Annotated in this window: 12 protein-coding genes; 7 read left to right on the forward strand and 5 right to left on the reverse strand. The window is 70.0% G+C overall.

Features of this window, described 5'->3' with window-relative positions; genetic code table 11:
* Nucleotides 1-24: 24 nt before the first annotated feature.
* The 3 genes from ACIBF7_RS06775 to ACIBF7_RS06785 all read left to right on the forward strand — a co-directional run bounded on the left by ACIBF7_RS06775 (nucleotide 25) and on the right by ACIBF7_RS06785 (nucleotide 2,834).
* Complete coding sequence (locus ACIBF7_RS06775; protein ID WP_397196609.1) at nucleotides 25-825, forward strand: alpha/beta hydrolase family protein; 801 nt, start codon at nucleotides 25-27, stop codon at nucleotides 823-825.
* Nucleotides 826-892: 67 nt separating this feature from the next.
* Nucleotides 893-2,170 (forward strand): MFS transporter, encoded by a 1,278-nt coding sequence (locus ACIBF7_RS06780; protein WP_397196610.1) that lies wholly within the window; start codon nucleotides 893-895, stop codon nucleotides 2,168-2,170.
* 4 nt (nucleotides 2,171-2,174) lie between these two features.
* Nucleotides 2,175-2,834, forward strand: coding sequence for a TetR/AcrR family transcriptional regulator (locus tag ACIBF7_RS06785; RefSeq protein ID WP_397196611.1), 660 nt, complete (start codon nucleotides 2,175-2,177; stop codon nucleotides 2,832-2,834).
* 15 nt (nucleotides 2,835-2,849) lie between these two features.
* Here ACIBF7_RS06785 and ACIBF7_RS06790 read toward each other — a convergent pair whose 3' ends face one another.
* From ACIBF7_RS06790 to ACIBF7_RS06810, 5 genes are all read right to left on the reverse strand, one after another.
* Nucleotides 2,850-3,848, reverse strand: a complete 999-nt coding sequence (locus ACIBF7_RS06790) for an ABC transporter substrate-binding protein (RefSeq protein WP_397196612.1) — start codon at nucleotides 3,846-3,848, stop codon at nucleotides 2,850-2,852.
* Nucleotides 3,849-3,861: 13 nt separating this feature from the next.
* The gene (locus ACIBF7_RS06795) at nucleotides 3,862-4,635 is read right to left on the reverse strand and encodes an ABC transporter ATP-binding protein (protein ID WP_397196613.1); all 774 of its coding nucleotides are present in this window, start codon (nucleotides 4,633-4,635) and stop codon (nucleotides 3,862-3,864) included.
* Nucleotides 4,632-5,711 carry a FecCD family ABC transporter permease gene (locus ACIBF7_RS06800; protein ID WP_397196614.1) on the reverse strand — a complete coding sequence of 360 codons (1,080 nt, stop codon included), beginning with the start codon at nucleotides 5,709-5,711 and terminating at the stop codon, nucleotides 4,632-4,634. The genes ACIBF7_RS06795 and ACIBF7_RS06800 overlap by 4 nt, the downstream gene beginning before the upstream one ends.
* A gap of 78 nt (nucleotides 5,712-5,789) precedes the next feature.
* A complete protein-coding gene (locus tag ACIBF7_RS06805; protein ID WP_219545522.1) occupies nucleotides 5,790-7,241 on the reverse strand; it encodes a non-reducing end alpha-L-arabinofuranosidase family hydrolase in 1,452 nt (483 codons plus the stop codon).
* 43 nt (nucleotides 7,242-7,284) lie between these two features.
* Entirely contained in the window at nucleotides 7,285-9,306 is a 2,022-nt protein-coding gene (locus ACIBF7_RS06810; protein WP_397196615.1) for an RICIN domain-containing protein, read from the reverse strand.
* Between the two features lie 345 nt (nucleotides 9,307-9,651).
* Here ACIBF7_RS06810 and ACIBF7_RS06815 point away from each other — a divergent pair, with 345 nt between their 5' ends.
* From ACIBF7_RS06815 to ACIBF7_RS06830, 4 genes are all read left to right on the forward strand, one after another.
* A complete protein-coding gene (locus ACIBF7_RS06815) occupies nucleotides 9,652-10,695 on the forward strand; it encodes a LacI family DNA-binding transcriptional regulator (protein ID WP_219545524.1) in 1,044 nt (347 codons plus the stop codon).
* A gap of 166 nt (nucleotides 10,696-10,861) precedes the next feature.
* Entirely contained in the window at nucleotides 10,862-12,577 is a 1,716-nt protein-coding gene (locus ACIBF7_RS06820) for an RICIN domain-containing protein (protein ID WP_364231724.1), read from the forward strand.
* Between the two features lie 40 nt (nucleotides 12,578-12,617).
* The gene (locus ACIBF7_RS06825; RefSeq protein ID WP_397196616.1) at nucleotides 12,618-13,715 is read left to right on the forward strand and encodes an enolase C-terminal domain-like protein; all 1,098 of its coding nucleotides are present in this window, start codon (nucleotides 12,618-12,620) and stop codon (nucleotides 13,713-13,715) included.
* Nucleotides 13,716-13,733: 18 nt separating this feature from the next.
* Nucleotides 13,734-15,497, forward strand: coding sequence for a glycoside hydrolase family 15 protein (locus ACIBF7_RS06830; protein WP_397196617.1), 1,764 nt, complete (start codon nucleotides 13,734-13,736; stop codon nucleotides 15,495-15,497).
* The last annotated feature ends 18 nt before the right edge of the window (nucleotides 15,498-15,515 follow it).

Here is a 15,515-nt window from a genome sequence, read left to right on the forward strand (position 1 = left end):
GTGAACCCCAGCCAGGAGGCCGCCTTGTTCAGACGCCTGCTCATCCCCCTGCTCCTCGTGCTCACCCTCGGCACGGCTCCCGCCAGTGCCGCGACCACGAACTGGGGCGCACCCGGCCCCTACGCCACCGCCGTCGAGATCGGCGCGGTCAACACCCTCTACTACCCCCGCGACATCGCCGGGAGCGACCGCCGGCACCCGGTGATCGTCTGGGGCAACGGCACGGGCGGCGCGCCGCTCGTCTACCGCGACCTGCTCCTGCAGTGGGCCAGCCACGGCTTCATCGTCTCCGCCGCCAACACCCCGATGTCGAACCTCGGCATCTCCATGCGCGCCGGGATCGACGCCCTCGCCCAGCGCGACGCCGACCCGTCGAGCGTCTTCCACCGCAAGGTCGACCTGACCCGCATCGGCGCCTCGGGACACTCCCAGGGCGGCGCGGCCGCCATCGTCGTCGGCGCGGACTCCCGCGTGGACACCATCCTGCCCATCCAGCCGGGCCCGCTGGCCGACATCGACGACGTCCACGGCCCCGCGTTCCTGATGGCCGGCCAGCGTGACTCCATCGTCTGGCCCGCGCTGGTCAAGGCGTTCTACAACGCCGCCGACCACATCCCGGCGATCTACGGCGAGGTGCGCGGCGCCGACCACTTCACCGTCGTCGGCGACCCCGGCCCGTTCGCCGCGCCCACCACCGCCTGGTGGCGCTTCCAGCTCATGGACGACCTCCAGGCCCGCGCCCTGTTCTACGGGCCGAACTGCGGCATCTGCGTCGACAGCGTCACCTGGTCGGACGTCCGCCGCAACGCCCGCGTCCCCCGCTGATCTTCCTGCCGATCGATCGGTAGGCTAGGCTCGCCCTACCGATCGATCGCTCGGAAAGGAACCCCCCATGACCGTCGAAAGCCGGCCAAGACCCGCCCTCCTGCGGGTGACCATCGGCAGCTTCGTGGGCACCGTCATCGAGCAGTACGACTTCCTGCTCTACGGCTTCATGACCGCCCTGGTCTTCAACACGCTCTTCTTCCCCAGCTCCGACCCGACCGTCAGCACCCTCGTCGCCTTCGCCGGCTTCGCGATCGGCTTCATCGCCCGTCCCGTCGGCGCCATCGTCGCCGGCCACTACGGCGACCGCATCGGCCGCAAGTCCATGCTCGTCATGACCCTCCTGGTCGCGGGCCTGGCCACCACCGCGATGGGCCTGCTCCCCACCTACGCCACGATCGGCATCTGGGCGCCGGTGCTCCTGGTCACCCTCCGGGTCATCCAGGGCTTCTCCTACGGCGGCGAGGTCACCGGCGCGGTGCTGATGACCACCGAGTTCGCGCCCCGGCACCGCCGCGGCTACATCGGCAGCTTCATCCCCGCCGCCGGACCCGCCGGCCTGCTCCTGGCCACGATCGCGATCATGGCGGTGGCCGGCATGGAAGAGACCGACTTCCTCTCGTACGGCTGGCGCATCCCCTTCCTGCTCTCGGCGGTGCTCGTGCTCGTCGGCCTGGCGATCCGCGCCTCCGCCCCGGAGAGCCCGGTCTTCGCCGGGTCCCGCACCCGCCACAGCGCGCCCATCCTGGAGGTCTTCCGCCGTCACACCCGCACCGTCCTGCTCGGGGTGGGCACCGGCTTCGGCTTCTACGTCATCTTCTACGTGCTGCTCGTCTTCGCCGGCTCCTACCTGACCACCCAGCTCGGGCACCCGGCGCAGGTGCCGCTGGTCGCGGTGGCCATCGGCTCGGTCATGGTGATCGTCTTCGGCCCGCTCTGCGGCAGCCTCTCCGACCGCTTCGGCCGCCGCCCGATGATCGTGACGGGCTCCGCCCTGACCGCCCTGTTCAGCTTCGCCTTCTTCGCCATGCTGGCCACCGGCGGCGCCACCCTGATCTACCTGGCCTACGCGCTCGCCTTCGGCCTGGTGACCATCATGTACTCGCCGCTGATCACCTTCATCGCCGAGCAGTTCCCGACGGCCGTGCGCTTCAGCGGCGCCTCGGTCGCCGGGCAGATCGGCGCGGTGCTCGGCGGCGGCCTCGCCCCGCTGATCGCCACCGCCCTGCTCGCCGCCTGGGGGATCTGGGCCGTCGCGGCCTACGTCTGCGCCTCGCTGCTGGTGTCGCTCGCCTGCACGCTGGCGCTGAAGGAGACCAGCCGGAGCGACCTCACGGCAGAATGAGGTCGTGACTAGCGATCGATCGGCAGCACTCGCGACCCAGCGACGATTCGCCGCCTCCCAGGTCCGGCTCCCGGAGCACGTCCTGCTGGAGGGCACCTCCGGCCGGATCCTGCGCGAGGCGCTGCTGCTCTTCGCCGAGCGGGGCTTCTACGGCACGTCCATCCGCGACCTCGGAACGGCCTGCGGGATCCGCTCGGCGACCCTCTACTCCCACTTCCCCGCCAAGGAGAACGTCCTGGCGGAGCTGGTCCGCATCGGTCACGAGGAGCACCACCGGCGGCTCGTCGAGGCGGCCTCCGCGGGACCGGCGGACCCCGAGGCGCGCCTGCGCCGCGTGGCCCGCGCGCACGTCCTGGTCCACGCCGAGTTCCCCATGCTCGCGGTGGTCGCCAACAACGAACTGCACGCCCTCTCCGCCGAGCTGGCCGGCCCCGCGCTCATGCTCCGCGCCGACGGCCGCCAGCTGCTGATCGACATCCTCGACGAGGGCATCACCGAGGGCGTCTTCGACGTGCCCGACGCCTTCCTGGCGGTCACGGCGATCAGCGGGATGGGGATGCGGGTGGCCAACTGGTACGACTCCGCCATGCCGTACGAACCCGAGGAGGTCGCGGACACCTACGCGGAGTTCGCCCTGCGGCTGACCCTGGCGGGGCGCCCCTGACGACGGTGGGCCCGGTCACCGTTCCAGGTCGCGGAGGTAGGCGGCGAAGCCTTCCAGACCGTCGATGTTGCGCGGCCCGCTGATGCCCTCGTTGTAGTCGAGGACGTAGAAGCGGTCGTGGACCACCGCGGGCAGTGCGCTGGTGGCGGGGAACTCCTTCAGGAACGCGATCTTCTCCCGGGCGGGCTTGTCGCCGTAGTCGAGGATGACGATCACCTCCGGCCGCGCCTCGACCACCGCCTCCCAGGTCACCTCGCTCCAGCGGGCGTCCAGCCCGGCGAAGACGTTGCGGCCGCCGGAGAAGCGGATGATGTCGTTGGGCGGCACCTGGGCGCCCCCGGTGAAGGGCTTGTCGGTGCCGGAGTCGTACAGGAAGACCGGCACGGGGTCGCCCTTCGGCGCCCGCGCCCGCACCGCCTCGACGCGCTCCCGGTATCCGGCGACCAGGGCCCGTGCCCGGTCCTCGACGCCGAAGATCCGGCCGAGGCGTTCAAGGTCGGTGTAGAGGCCCTCGAAGGGGGTGACCCGTTCGGGATGGCCGGGATAGTTGAAGCACGACTCGGCGTGCATGAAACTCTGGATCTTCAGCCCGTCGAGGATGGCCGGGGTGATGCCGCGCTGGTCGCTGAAGCCCGAACGCCATCCGGCGACCACGAAGTCGGCCCTGGCGTCCACCACGAGCTCGCGGTTGAGCAGGTCGTCGCTGAGGAACTCGACCTCGGCGTACTCGGCGGCCCAGGGGGACTCCTCGACCGGAGGGTTCGCGGGCGGCATGACGTAGCCATGCACGTGCTCGGTGAGACCGAGGGCGAACAGCTTGTCGGCGCTGCCCGCCTCGTACACCACGGCGCGGGCCGGCGTCGTGTACTCGACCTGCTCGCCGCACCGGTTGACGGTCACCTTCCGTACGGACGCCGTACCGTCCTGGATCCGCGCGCCGCAGCCGGCGAGCAGGAGTGTCCCGGTCAGGACGGCGGCCATCGGACGGAGGGAGCGGGACGTACGCGCGATCATGCGGTGGTTCCTTTCATGGGCCGAGGTCGTAGAGCACCTGCGGCACACCGGTGAGGGGATGGGGGACGACGCTGGCCACGACGTCGAAGACGTCGCGCAGGAGAGCTTCGGTGAGGACCTCGCCGGGCGTGCCGGAGGCGACGACCTCGCCCGCGGCGAGCACGACCAGGTGGTCACAGGCGGAGGCAGCGAGGTTGAGGTCGTGCAGGGTGACGAGCACGCCGAGGCCGGAGCCCTTGAGCATCGACAGCAGCCGGATCTGGTGGCGCAGGTCGAGATGGTTGGTCGGTTCGTCCAGGACGAGGAGCCGCGGCTCCTGGACGAGCGCGCGGGCGACCAGCACCCGCCGGCGTTCGCCGCCGGACAGCGACAACACCCCCCGGCCCGCCAGGTGCAGGACCTGCATCCGCTCCATGGCCTGCCGGCACAGCTCCCGCTCGCGCGGGCCGAGCGCCTGGTTGCCCCGTACGTGCGGGGCCCGGCCGAGGGCGACCACCTCCTCGACCGTGAAGTCGAGATCCGCGCCGCCCTCCTGGGTGAGCGCGGCGACCACGCGCGCGCTGTCCCGCAGCGTCATGGCGGACAGGTCCTGACCGTCGATCCAGATCGCGCCGCGCGACGGCCGCAGCGCCCGGTAGACGCACCGCAACGCCGTCGTCTTGCCCGAGCCGTTGGGCCCGATCAGCCCCACGACCTGGCCGGGCCCGACGGCGAGCGAAAGACTCTCGACGACGGTGACACCGCCCAGCGACACCGACAGGCCGTCCACCTTCAGGTCGGCCGTCATGACCGGCCCCCGAAGAGGTAGCCGCGCCGGCGCAGCAGCGTGACGAACACCGGCACGCCGACCAGCGCGGTGATCACCCCGATCGGCAGCTCGCGCGGCGCCACCACGGTCCGCGCCATGAGGTCGGCCCAGACCATGAAGACGGCGCCGGCGAGCGGCGCGACGGCCAGCACGCGCACATGCGCGGCACCCACCCACAGCCGCACCACGTGCGGCATCACCAGCCCGACGAACCCGATCGCGCCGCTGACGGCCACCATCGCGCCCGTGAGCAGCGAGGTCAGGACGAACAGCCCGCGGCGGAGCGTCTCGGTGTCCACCCCGAGGCTCATCGAGGTCTCGTCGCCCAGAGCCAGCACGTCCAGGCTCCGGCCGAGCCGCCGCAGCACCACGACGGAGACGGCCGTGACGACCGTCACCACCGGCAGCGCTCCCCACGTCGCCCCGCCCAGGCCGCCCATCGACCAGAACAGCACGGTGCTGGTCGACTCGCCGTCCGGGGCGAAGTAGACGATCAAACTCATGACCGCCTGGAACCCGAACGCCATCGCCACCCCGGTGAGGACCAGGCGCAGCGGCTCCAGCCCGCCGCCTCGACGTGAGACCAGGTAGACCAGGGCCGAGACGAGCAGCGCGCCGAGGAAGGCGCCCGCGGAGACCGCGTAGATCCCCATCGCGGCCAGCCCGCCGGACACCGTGACCAGGACGGCCCCGGCCGACGCCCCTGACGAGACCCCCAGGACGAACGGGTCGGCCAGCGCGTTGCGCACCATGGCCTGGACCGCCACGCCGACCGCGCTGAGGCCGGCTCCCACCAGCACGGCCAGGAGTACCCGCGGCGTCCTGACCTGCCAGATGATCTGGTAGGCCGTGATCTCCTCGGCGGAGATCGCGCCGCCGGTGACGGCCGCCCACAGGTAGCGCAGCGTCTGGCCGGGAGGCACGGCCGCGGCGCCCGAGCCGATCGCCAGCAGCACCGACACCGCCAGGGCGACGGCCAGCGACACGACGATCACGCCGACGCGCGGGCCTTCGCGTGCCTCGGACGGCCGCTTAGGAACGAAAACCGTTTTCATTGCCGCTTATCATCAGGGAAGCGGCACGGCATGTCAAAGGCGGGCCCTTGTGCAGAGCCCGCCTTCGAGGTCACGCCATCAGCGCTGCTGGGTCAGCAGACCCGGGCGGTAGGGCAGGAGCCCGTAGTCGCCGCCGGAGTTGGGGCTGCGTCCCTGGTAGAGCAGCTGCAGGTTGCAGGGGTCGACGGTGAAGGTCTGGTCGGCGTTGGCGCGGACCAGCTCGCCGTGACTGATGTCGTTGGTCCAGGTGGCGCCGCTGTTGGCCTTGCCGGCGAAGGGGTTGCCCTCTGTGGCGGCCTGCGGCGTCCACGAACCGTTCAGGCTGGTGGCCGTGAACGAGCGGAAGTAGCGGCCCTGCGAGCCGATCGCCTCGACGAGCATGAGGTACTTGTTCTGGCCCTGGAGCTTGTAGACCTGGACGCCCTCGAACAGGTTGTTCGTCGTGTCACTCATGATCACGGTCGAGGTGGTGCCGAAATTGCCGGGGAAGTTCCCGATGGGCATGCTGGCCCGGTAGATCCTGCCGTTGTCGCCGGCGAAGAACAGGTACATGTTCGTGCTGTCACCGATGAGCGTCTGGTCGATGGGGCCGGTTCCGGAGTTCGAGATGCTTCCGGAGAAGAGCGGCTGCTCCGACGACCAGCCGTTCGGGTTGGTGGGGTCGCTCGACGTCCTGTAGGAGAAGGCGGTCCTGCCCCACTGGTAGGCGAGCACCCAGATGTTCCTGGGGGCGAAGTAGAAGAGCGTGGGCGCGACGGTGGAGGACGACATCGTGTTCTGGCTGGCCGAGGCCATGTCCGACCAGTTGGTGAACAGGCTGAAGTTCATCGAGCCCCACCTGGTGCCCGTGTCGTGCGTCGTCGCGTAGACGAGGTGCCTGCCGTTGTAGGGGGCGACGGTGAAGTCCTTGAGCGAGACCCAGCCCGACTTCGGCTGCGCCAGCGGGCCCGTCGACGTCCAGCGGTACGTCGAGGGAAGGTCGCACTGGCCCGGGTCGCCGCCGCCGCCGTCCACCCGGACGAGCTGCCACTGCTGGTTGTTGCCGCCCCAGTCGTCGTACTGGACGATGTTGGCGTTGTCGGCGGTGGAGGCGCCCTGCACTTCGAGTGCCTTGTTGCTGTGGCGGGAGATGAGCCGCACGTGTCCGTCCGGGCTGTCGGCGAGCCGCCATTGCTGGTTGGTGCCGTTGTGGTCGGCCCACTGGACGATCGCACCGCCGTTGGCGGTCGACCAGTTGTAGACGTCCAGCACCTTGCCGGAATGGCGGGACTTCAGGCGGTAGTAGCCGCCGCCCGAGTCGACGAACTGCCATTGCTGCTGGTTACCGTTGTTACGGGTCCACTGGGTGATGCGGCCGCCGTCGGCGGTGGACAGGTTGTAGACGTCCAGGGCCTTGCCGCTGTTGCGGTTCACCAGGACGTACCAGGCGTTGGTGTCCACGGTGGCGGCGTGGGCGGCGGGAAGGGCGACGAGCAGGCTCGCCAGTAAGGCGGCCACCGTCGCGAGGACGGCCAGGAATCTGTTCTTCATGGACGGGTTCGCGCCTTTCTGCGTCGAGGTCAAGGGGTCGAGGTCAAGGGGTGGTGAGGTCGAAGCGGCGCACGGTCACCGCGCCGCCGAGTGACTGGGTGGCGTAGTTGAAGATCCCGAAGCGGTAGCCCATGAAGAACTGCCAGGCGTTGTTCAGGGCGAAGGCCGGGCCGAGGCTCACGAAGTCGCTGCCGTTCGTGCTGTAGGAGAAGCGGGCCTGCCTGCCGGACCCGGGCCGGATGTCGGCGCTGACCCGCAGCCAGAGCCGGCCGCCCGAGATGTTCGCGCTCGCCGCCTCGGTGCCGGTGCCGGTGGTCTGCCACGAGCTGTTCATGGTGAGCCCGTTGGTCATCACGACCCGGTTGACGCCGTTGTCGCGTTTGACGCCGATCCAGGCCGACTGGTCGCGCAGCATGGCCAGCCCGGCGCGGTCGCCGTTGCTCATCTGCGAGTAGTCGAGCTCGATCGTCGCCGTCGACGACGGGCCCTGGATGCGGTGGGTCAGCGTGTTGCGGGCGTTGTAGAGGTCGCCGGTGACGGTCGCGGTCTGCAGGCGCAGGCCGTTGCCCGTGGAGAAGCGGCTGGTGTCGGGGTTGTGGTTCCACTCCCAGCGGTGCCCGAGGCTGCCCGAGGTGAAGGTGTCGGGGCCGATCATGGATGCCACGGTCCGGCTGGTCTGGATGTTCGGCTTCGGGTAGGTGACGCCCCAGCCGCCGTTGACGGTCTGCACGGTCGGCCAGTCGCCGTTCCAGGTGATCGGCGCGAGCGCCGGGACCCGCCCGCCGGGGTAGGCGTCGACGAAGGACATGTAGTACCACGCGCCGTTCTGGGTCTGGACGAGCCCGCCCTGATGGGGGACGCCGCCGCCGGGGATGGGGCCGGGCATGTCGAGCAGGACCTGGCGCATCTCGTACGGACCCCACGGCGACGTGGAGCGGAGCACGTACTGGCCGTTGGCGGGGCGGGTCAGCCAGATGTAGTAGTAGCCGTTCCGCTTGTAGAAGCGGGCGCCCTCCAGGGTGCCGACGCTGCTCGGGGTCTGGAACACCTGCTGGGCGCGGACCTGGCCGAGCCCGTCTGCCGTGAGCTGGGCGACGCTGATGGTGCCGTTGCCGTACGCGACGTACATGGTGTCGTCGGTGTCGACCAGCAGGCCGGCGTCGTAGTAGCAGTTGTTGATCTGCGAGCGCTTGCTCCACGTGCCGTCCACGGCGGAGGCGGTGTAGACGTACGTCCGGTTGAACTCGACGCAGCCGATCCAGTAGTAGGTGCTGTTGCTGGGCCGGTAGTTCAGGGTCGAGGCCCAGATGCCCTTCACGTACGCCCGGCCGCCGTTGAGGTCGTAGGCGCCCGAGCCGAAGTCCAGCCTCGGCACCGAGTGCCCGGCGTACTCCCAGTCGACCAGGTTGTAGGAGCGCAGGATCGGCGCGCCCGGCGAGTAGTGCATCGTCGAGGCCGAGTAGTAGTAGGCGTCGCCCACCCTGATGATGTCGCCGTCGGCGAAGTCCTGCCAGACGACCGGGTTGGTGTAGGTGCCGCCCGGATTCGGGTCGCTCCCGATCGGGACGAGCTGCCACTGCTGGTTGTTGCCGCCCCAGTCGTCGTACTGGACGATGTTCGCGTTGTCGGCGGTGGAGGCGTTCTGGACTTCCAGGGCCTTGTTGCTGTGGCGGGAGATGAGCCGCACGTATCCGTCCGGGCTGTCGGCGAGCCGCCATTGCTGGTTGGTGCCGTTGTGGTCGGCCCACTGGACGATGGATGCGCCGTTGGCGGTCGAGAAGTTGTAGACGTCGAGGACCTTGCCGGAGTGGCGGGATTTGAGGCGGTAGTAGCCGCCGCCCGAGTCGACGAACTGCCATTGCTGCTGGTTGCCGTTGTTACGTGTCCACTGGGTGATGCGGCCGCCGTCGGCGGTGGACAGGTTGTAGACGTCCAGGGCCTTGCCGCTGTTGCGGTTGACCAGGACGTACCAGGCGTTGGTGTCGACCGTCGCGGCCGACGCCTGTGGCGTGAGGAACACGCCCACCAGCAGCAGTGACGAGAGAACCGCGAGCACGCGCCTCACAGAGACCTCCAGAGCCGTTGGCCGCTTGCCTGGACGAAATTCACCACGAAACTTGTTAGCGCTAACACTTCGCCGCGTGAAACCGCGCGGCCTTCTTCGACGAGTACGTTGTCGCGGAGTACATCCGATGCCCCCGTCCGTCGTCAACGAGGGACCACCACTCGCGCACAGGGGCGTCGCCGTCCGGATGTCGCTTCGCCTGCGCATTCGCCGGAAAGAAGCGCACACGGCAGGACACCCGTGTGTGAAAGTTTCAGAGAACAGCCCCTGTGAACCACGAAGGCGCCGGGTTAACTTGCTTCCTCTCCGAGAGGCGACCGAAAAGTACCTGGATAAACTCCGGATATGGCCTCGACCGGAGAACCCCCCATCGGCGAATCGGCACCTTCGGTACCACTGACCCTGACTCAGCTGGCCGAGCTGGCAGGAGTGTCCACCGCCACGGTCTCCAAGGTCATCAACGGTCGCTCGGAGGTGGGCCCGACGACCCGCGCGCTGGTCGAGAGGCTCATCGAGGAACACGGCTACCGCCGGCAGCGCCGTCGCATCAAACCCGCGAGCCTCATCGAGGTCGTCTTCCACGAGCTCGCCGGAGACTACCCGATAGAGATCGTCAAGGGGGTCCAGCGGGTCGCCTGGACCCACGGCCTGAGCGTGGTGGTCTCCGAGCTCGGCGGCCGGCACACTCCCGAGCCCAAATGGATCGGCGACCTGCTCACCCGCCGTCCCGCCGGTGTGATCACCGTGTTCTCCGGGCCGGCGGAGGATCAGCGCGTGCGCCTCGCGACCCAGGAGATCCCCCTGGTGGTGCTGGATCCGGCGGGCAATCCGGGGCTCGGCGTGCCGTCCGTGGCCGCCACCAACTGGAGCGGCGGCCTGGAGGCCACCCGTCACCTGCTCGAACTCGGCCACCGGCGCATCGCGATGATCACCGGACCCTCGTTCGCGCTCTCCAGCCGGGCCCGGCTGGACGGTTACCGCGCCGCTCTCGACGCCGCGGGTGTGCCGATCGACCCGGCTCTCATCCGTCAGGGAAACTTTCAGATCGAGGACGGGGTGGCCCACACTCATCAGCTGATGAAATTACCCGAGCCGCCCACCGCGATCTTCGCCGCCAACGACGGTCAGGCCATCGGCGTCTACCACGCGGCCCACGAGCTGCGGCTCCGCATTCCCGACGACCTGAGCGTGATCGGCTTCGACGACATGCCGGTCTGGCGCTGGGCGCAGCCGCCGCTCACGACCATCCACCAGCCTCTGCGCGAGATGGGCGCCACGGCCGCGACCATGTTGATCAGCCTGGCCGAGGGGGAGACGCTGCAGCAGAAGCGGGTGGAGCTGGGGACCGAACTCGTGGTCCGCCAGAGCACGGCCGCCCTCCGGTCATGATCTTGGTTAAGTTTCTTCCCGGTGAACGGTTGACGCGCCGGGGTGAGGGCTCTACGTTCCAGCCAGAGATGTTAGCGCGAACACTCGGCGCTCCGAGATAGTCCTTCCCTCCCCGACATGTACGTGCGTACGCCGAAATGGGAGCGCTCCCAAAAGAGGAGGCAACATGCGGAACGGACCCGTCAGCCGGAGGACCATGCTGGCCACGATGGGAGCCCTGCCCGTCATCGCGGCCACGGCGCGGCCCGCGGGGGCGACGGCCGCCGCCGCGGCGGTCATCGATCCGTCGGCGGGGCGGCAGACGATCCGCGGCTTCGGCGGCATGACCCACTCCGCCTGGATCGGCGACCTGACGGCCGCCCAGCGGGACACGGCGTTCGGCACCGGCGAGGGCCGCCTGGGGTTCTCCGTGCTCAGGATCCCCGTCCCCGAGAACCAGGCCGACTGGAGCCGTGACCTGGCGACGGCGCGGCGCGCGATCGAGCTCGGGGCGACCGTCATCGCCTCGCCGTGGAACCCTCCCGCCCACATGGTCGAGACCTTCGTACGCGGCAGCCAGACCAACGCCCGGCGCCTCAGGTACGACATGTACGGCGCCTACGCCCAGCACCTGAACGACTTCAACGGCTTCCTGCGGAACAACGGGGTGAACCTGTACGGCATCTCGGTGCAGAACGAGCCCGACTACGCCCACGAATGGACGTGGTGGACTCCCGCCGAAATGGTGCGTTTCCTACGGGAGAACGCCGGCTCGATCGGCACCAGGGTCATCGCGCCCGAGTCCTTCCAGTACCTGAAGAACATGTCGGACCCCATACTCAACGACCCCTCGGCGCTCGCCAACGTGGACATCATCGGCGCTCACCTCTACGGCACGTCGTTCGCGAACTTCCCGTACCCCCTCTTCAAGCAGAAGGGCGCGGGCAAAGAGCTCTGGATGACCGAGGTCTACTACCCCAACAGCAGCGATTCGGCCGACCTCTGGCCCCAGGCGCTCGACGTGGGGGAGCACATCCACCGCGCCATGGTGGACGCCGAGTTCCAGGCCTACATCTGGTGGTACATCCGGCGCGGGTACGGCCCCATGCGGGAGGACGGCCAGATCAGCAAGCGCGGCGCCAACATGGCGCAGTTCGCCAGGTTCGTCCGCCCCGGGTACGTGCGGATCGAGGCCACGGCGAACCCGGCGTCGAACGTCTACGTCTCGGCCTACCGGGGCGGTGACTCCACGGTCGTCGTCGTCGCCATCAACAAGGGAACCTCCGGGGTGAGCCAGCAGTTCACCCTGGCGAACGGCACCGCGTCCAGCGTCTCGTCCTGGCTCACCGACGCGAGCAGGAACGTCGCGCCCCAGGGCACGACCGGCGTGTCCAACGGCTCCTTCACCGTCACGCTCCCCGCCCGGAGCGTGACCACCTTCGTCACCGGCGTGACCGGGTCCCCTGGCGGGATCGACACCAGTGCCTGGTACGTCCTGGTCAACCGCAACAGCGGCAAGGCCCTGGACGTCTACAACCTGTCCACCGCCGACGGCGGCCGCATCACCCAGTGGACCCGTAACAACGGCAACCAGCAGCAATGGCAGTTCGTCGACTCGGGCGGCGGCTACTACCGCCTGAAGTCCCGCCATTCCGGCAAGGTGCTGGACGTCCACAACTGGTCGACCGCCAACGGCGCATCCATCGTCCAGTGGGCCGACCACAACGGCACCAACCAGCAGTGGCGGACGGCCGACTCCGGCGGCTACCTCCGCCTGATCAACCGCAACAGCGGCAAGGCCCTGGAGGTCCAGGGCGCCTCCACCGCCGACAACGCCAACATCGTCCAGTACGACGACTGGGGCGGCAATAACCAGCAGTGGCAGCTCGTGCGGACCGGCTGACGCCCGTTTGTCCAGGTAGGACGGGGTAGCACGCACTCACATGAGCAGGATCGAGGGGGTGACCGCCGCCGCCTACCGGGTGCCGACCGACCAGCCAGAAGGGGACGGGACCCTCGCCTGGGACGCCACGACCCTGGTCGTCGCCACGGTCCGCGCCGAGGGCATGACGGGGACCGGATGGACGTACGCGCCCGCGGCCGCGGCCGGATTCATCGGCGACGTCCTGGCGGAGGTGGTCACGGGGGCGGACGCCCTGGCGATCCCGGCGATCTGGGCGTCCATGATCCGCCGGGTGCGCAACGCCGGCCGTCCCGGCGTCGCCGGGTACGCCGTCTCCGCCGTGGACGTCGCGCTGTGGGATCTCAAGGCGCGACTGCTGGGGACGTCCCTGGCCGGGCTGTTCGGCATGGCCCGCGAGCGGGTGCCGCTGTACGGGTCGGGCGGTTTCACCACCTATGACGATGACGCGACCGTCGCGCAGCTCACCCACTGGGTCCACGAGCTGGGCATCGGCCGCGTCAAAATCAAGATCGGCGAGTCGTCCGGCGCCAGACCCGACCGCGACCTGCACCGGATCGCGCTGGCCCGGCGCGTCATCGGCGGCGACGCCGAGCTGTACGTCGACGCCAACGGCGGCTACACCGCCAAGCAGGCCGTCCGGCAGGCCGAGCAGATGCGCGAGCACGACGTGCGCTGGTTCGAGGAGCCGGTCTCCTCCGACGATCTGGCCGGCCTGCGGCTGGTCAGGGGGCAGGTCACCGCCGACGTGGCCGCGGGGGAGTACGGGAGCGACGTGGCGTACTTCACCCGCATGTGCCAGGCGGAAGCGGTCGACTGTCTCCAGGCCGACGCCACCCGCTGCGGCGGCTACACCGGCTGGTTCACCGCCTGCGCGGCCGCGGCCGGGCACAATCTGCAGGTCTCCGCGCACTGCGCGCCCAACCTGCACCTGCCGGCCGCCGCCGCCACGCCCAACCTGCGGCACATCGAATGGTTCCACGACCACCAGCGCATCGAGGCCGAGCTGTTCGACGGGGCCGCCGACCCCACCGGCGGGCTGGCAGGCCCGGTCACCGGGGAACCGGGTCACGGCCTGACCCTGCGCGCCGACGCCGCGCGGCCGTACCGCACCGCGTAGGACCAGGAGGTGACCGGGATGCGGATCGAGGACTACGCCCTCATCGGGGACATGCACACCGCCGCCCTGGTCGCCCGTGACGGGTCCGTCGACTGGCTGTGCCTGCCGCGCTTCGACTCTCCCGCCTGCTTCGCCGCCCTGCTGGGCGAGCCCGGTGCGGGCCGGTGGCTGCTGGCTCCGGCGTCTGGCGGCCCGTGCTCCTCCCGCCGCTACCTGGACGACACGCTGGTCCTGGAAAGCACATGGGAGTGCGACGGCGGCGCGGTGCGGATCCTGGACTTCATGCCGCCGCGCGGGCAGGCGCCCGACGTGGTCCGGATCGTCGAGGGCGTGCGCGGCCGGGTCGGGATGCGGATGGAGATGATGCTCCGCTTCGACTACGGGCGCGACGAGCCCTGGCTGCGCTACGAGCACGGCCTCTTCGCCGCCGTGGCCGGGCCCGACGCCGCCTGGCTGCGCACTCCCGTCCCTCTGTGCGTCGACGAGGACGCCCGGCGCACCACCGCGGAGTTCACGGCCGGGCCAGGTGACCGGGTGCCGTTCGTCCTGACCTGGCAGCACTCGTGGCTGCCGCGCCCGGACGCCATCGACGCGCAGGAGTCCCTGACCGGAGCCGAGCGCATGTGGCGCGACTGGATCAGCGGCTGCGGCTACCGGGGCGACGACGGCGCCGCCGTACGCGGCAGCCTGCTGACGCTCAAAGCCCTCACGTACGCGCCGACCGGGGGGATCGTCGCCGCCGCCACCACGTCACTGCCCGAGCAGATCGGCCGTTCCCGCAACTGGGACTACCGCTACTGCTGGCTGCGCGACGCCTCGTTCACCCTGCAGGCGCTCATGTCGGCCGGCTACGACGCCGAGGCCCGCGCCTGGCGGGACTGGCTGCTTCGCGCCGTCGCCGGGCATCCGGCCGCCCTGCAGATCATGTACACGGTCGAGGGGGCCCGGCGCATCCCCGAATGGAGCGTGGACTGGCTGCCCGGCTACGAGGGCTCGTCCCCCGTCAACGTCGGCAACGCCGCCAGCGGCCAGTTCCAGCTCGACGTGTACGGCGAGACCCTCGACTGTCTGCACCTGGCCAGGCAGTCGGGGCTCGCGGTGGTAGAGGAGGCGTGGGACCTGCAGCGGAGCATCATGGACTATCTCGAAGGCGTCTGGCGGCGGCCCGACAACGGGCTGTGGGAGATGCGCGGCCCGCGTCGGCAGTTCGTGCACTCCAAGATCCTCGCCTGGGTGGCCGCCGACCGGATGGTCCAGGCGGTGGAGGCGTTCGGGCTGGGCGGGCCGGTGGACCGGTGGCGGGCGCTGCGCCGCGAGATCCACGACGAGGTGTGCGCGCAGGGCTACGACGCCGGCCGCGGTACCTTCACCCAGTACTACGGCTCCACCGGTCTGGACGCCGCGCTGCTGCTCATCCCCCGCCTCGGTTTCCTGCCGGCGGACGACCCGCGCGTGGCCGGGACCGTGGACGCGATCCAGCGCGAGCTGGTGGAGGACGGCTTCGTGCTCCGCTACCGGCCCGAGCACGAGAGCGTGGACGGGCTGCCCGGCCGCGAGGGCATCTTCCTGGCCTGCTCGTTCTGGCTGGCCGACGCGCTGGCGATGCTGGGCCGCCGCCGCCCTGCGCGCGACCTGTTCGACCGGCTGCTCGGCCTGCGCAACGACGTCGGGCTGCTCTCGGAGGAGTACGACACCGCCCGCCGTCGGCAGATCGGCAACTTCCCGCAGGCCTACAGCCACGTGTCCGTCATCAACACCGCCGCCGCGCTGGCCGCCCTCTGACACCCGTGCGAAGTCTTT

Source organism: Nonomuraea sp. NPDC050478, from assembly GCF_044458265.1.
Lineage (GTDB): Bacteria > Actinomycetota > Actinomycetes > Streptosporangiales > Streptosporangiaceae > Nonomuraea > Nonomuraea ferruginea.

Coding starts and splice junctions, on each gene's coding strand:
- ACIBF7_RS06780 (WP_397196610.1), top strand. CDS start 893: ATGACCGTCGAAAGCCGGCCAAGACCCGCCCTCCTGCGGGTGACCATC.
- ACIBF7_RS06790 (WP_397196612.1), bottom strand. CDS start 3,848: ATGATCGCGCGTACGTCCCGCTCCCTCCGTCCGATGGCCGCCGTCCTG.
- ACIBF7_RS06795 (WP_397196613.1), bottom strand. CDS start 4,635: ATGACGGCCGACCTGAAGGTGGACGGCCTGTCGGTGTCGCTGGGCGGT.
- ACIBF7_RS06800 (WP_397196614.1), bottom strand. CDS start 5,711: ATGAAAACGGTTTTCGTTCCTAAGCGGCCGTCCGAGGCACGCGAAGGC.
- ACIBF7_RS06805 (WP_219545522.1), bottom strand. CDS start 7,241: ATGAAGAACAGATTCCTGGCCGTCCTCGCGACGGTGGCCGCCTTACTG.
- ACIBF7_RS06815 (WP_219545524.1), top strand. CDS start 9,652: ATGGCCTCGACCGGAGAACCCCCCATCGGCGAATCGGCACCTTCGGTA.
- ACIBF7_RS06820 (WP_364231724.1), top strand. CDS start 10,862: ATGCGGAACGGACCCGTCAGCCGGAGGACCATGCTGGCCACGATGGGA.
- ACIBF7_RS06825 (WP_397196616.1), top strand. CDS start 12,618: ATGAGCAGGATCGAGGGGGTGACCGCCGCCGCCTACCGGGTGCCGACC.
- ACIBF7_RS06830 (WP_397196617.1), top strand. CDS start 13,734: ATGCGGATCGAGGACTACGCCCTCATCGGGGACATGCACACCGCCGCC.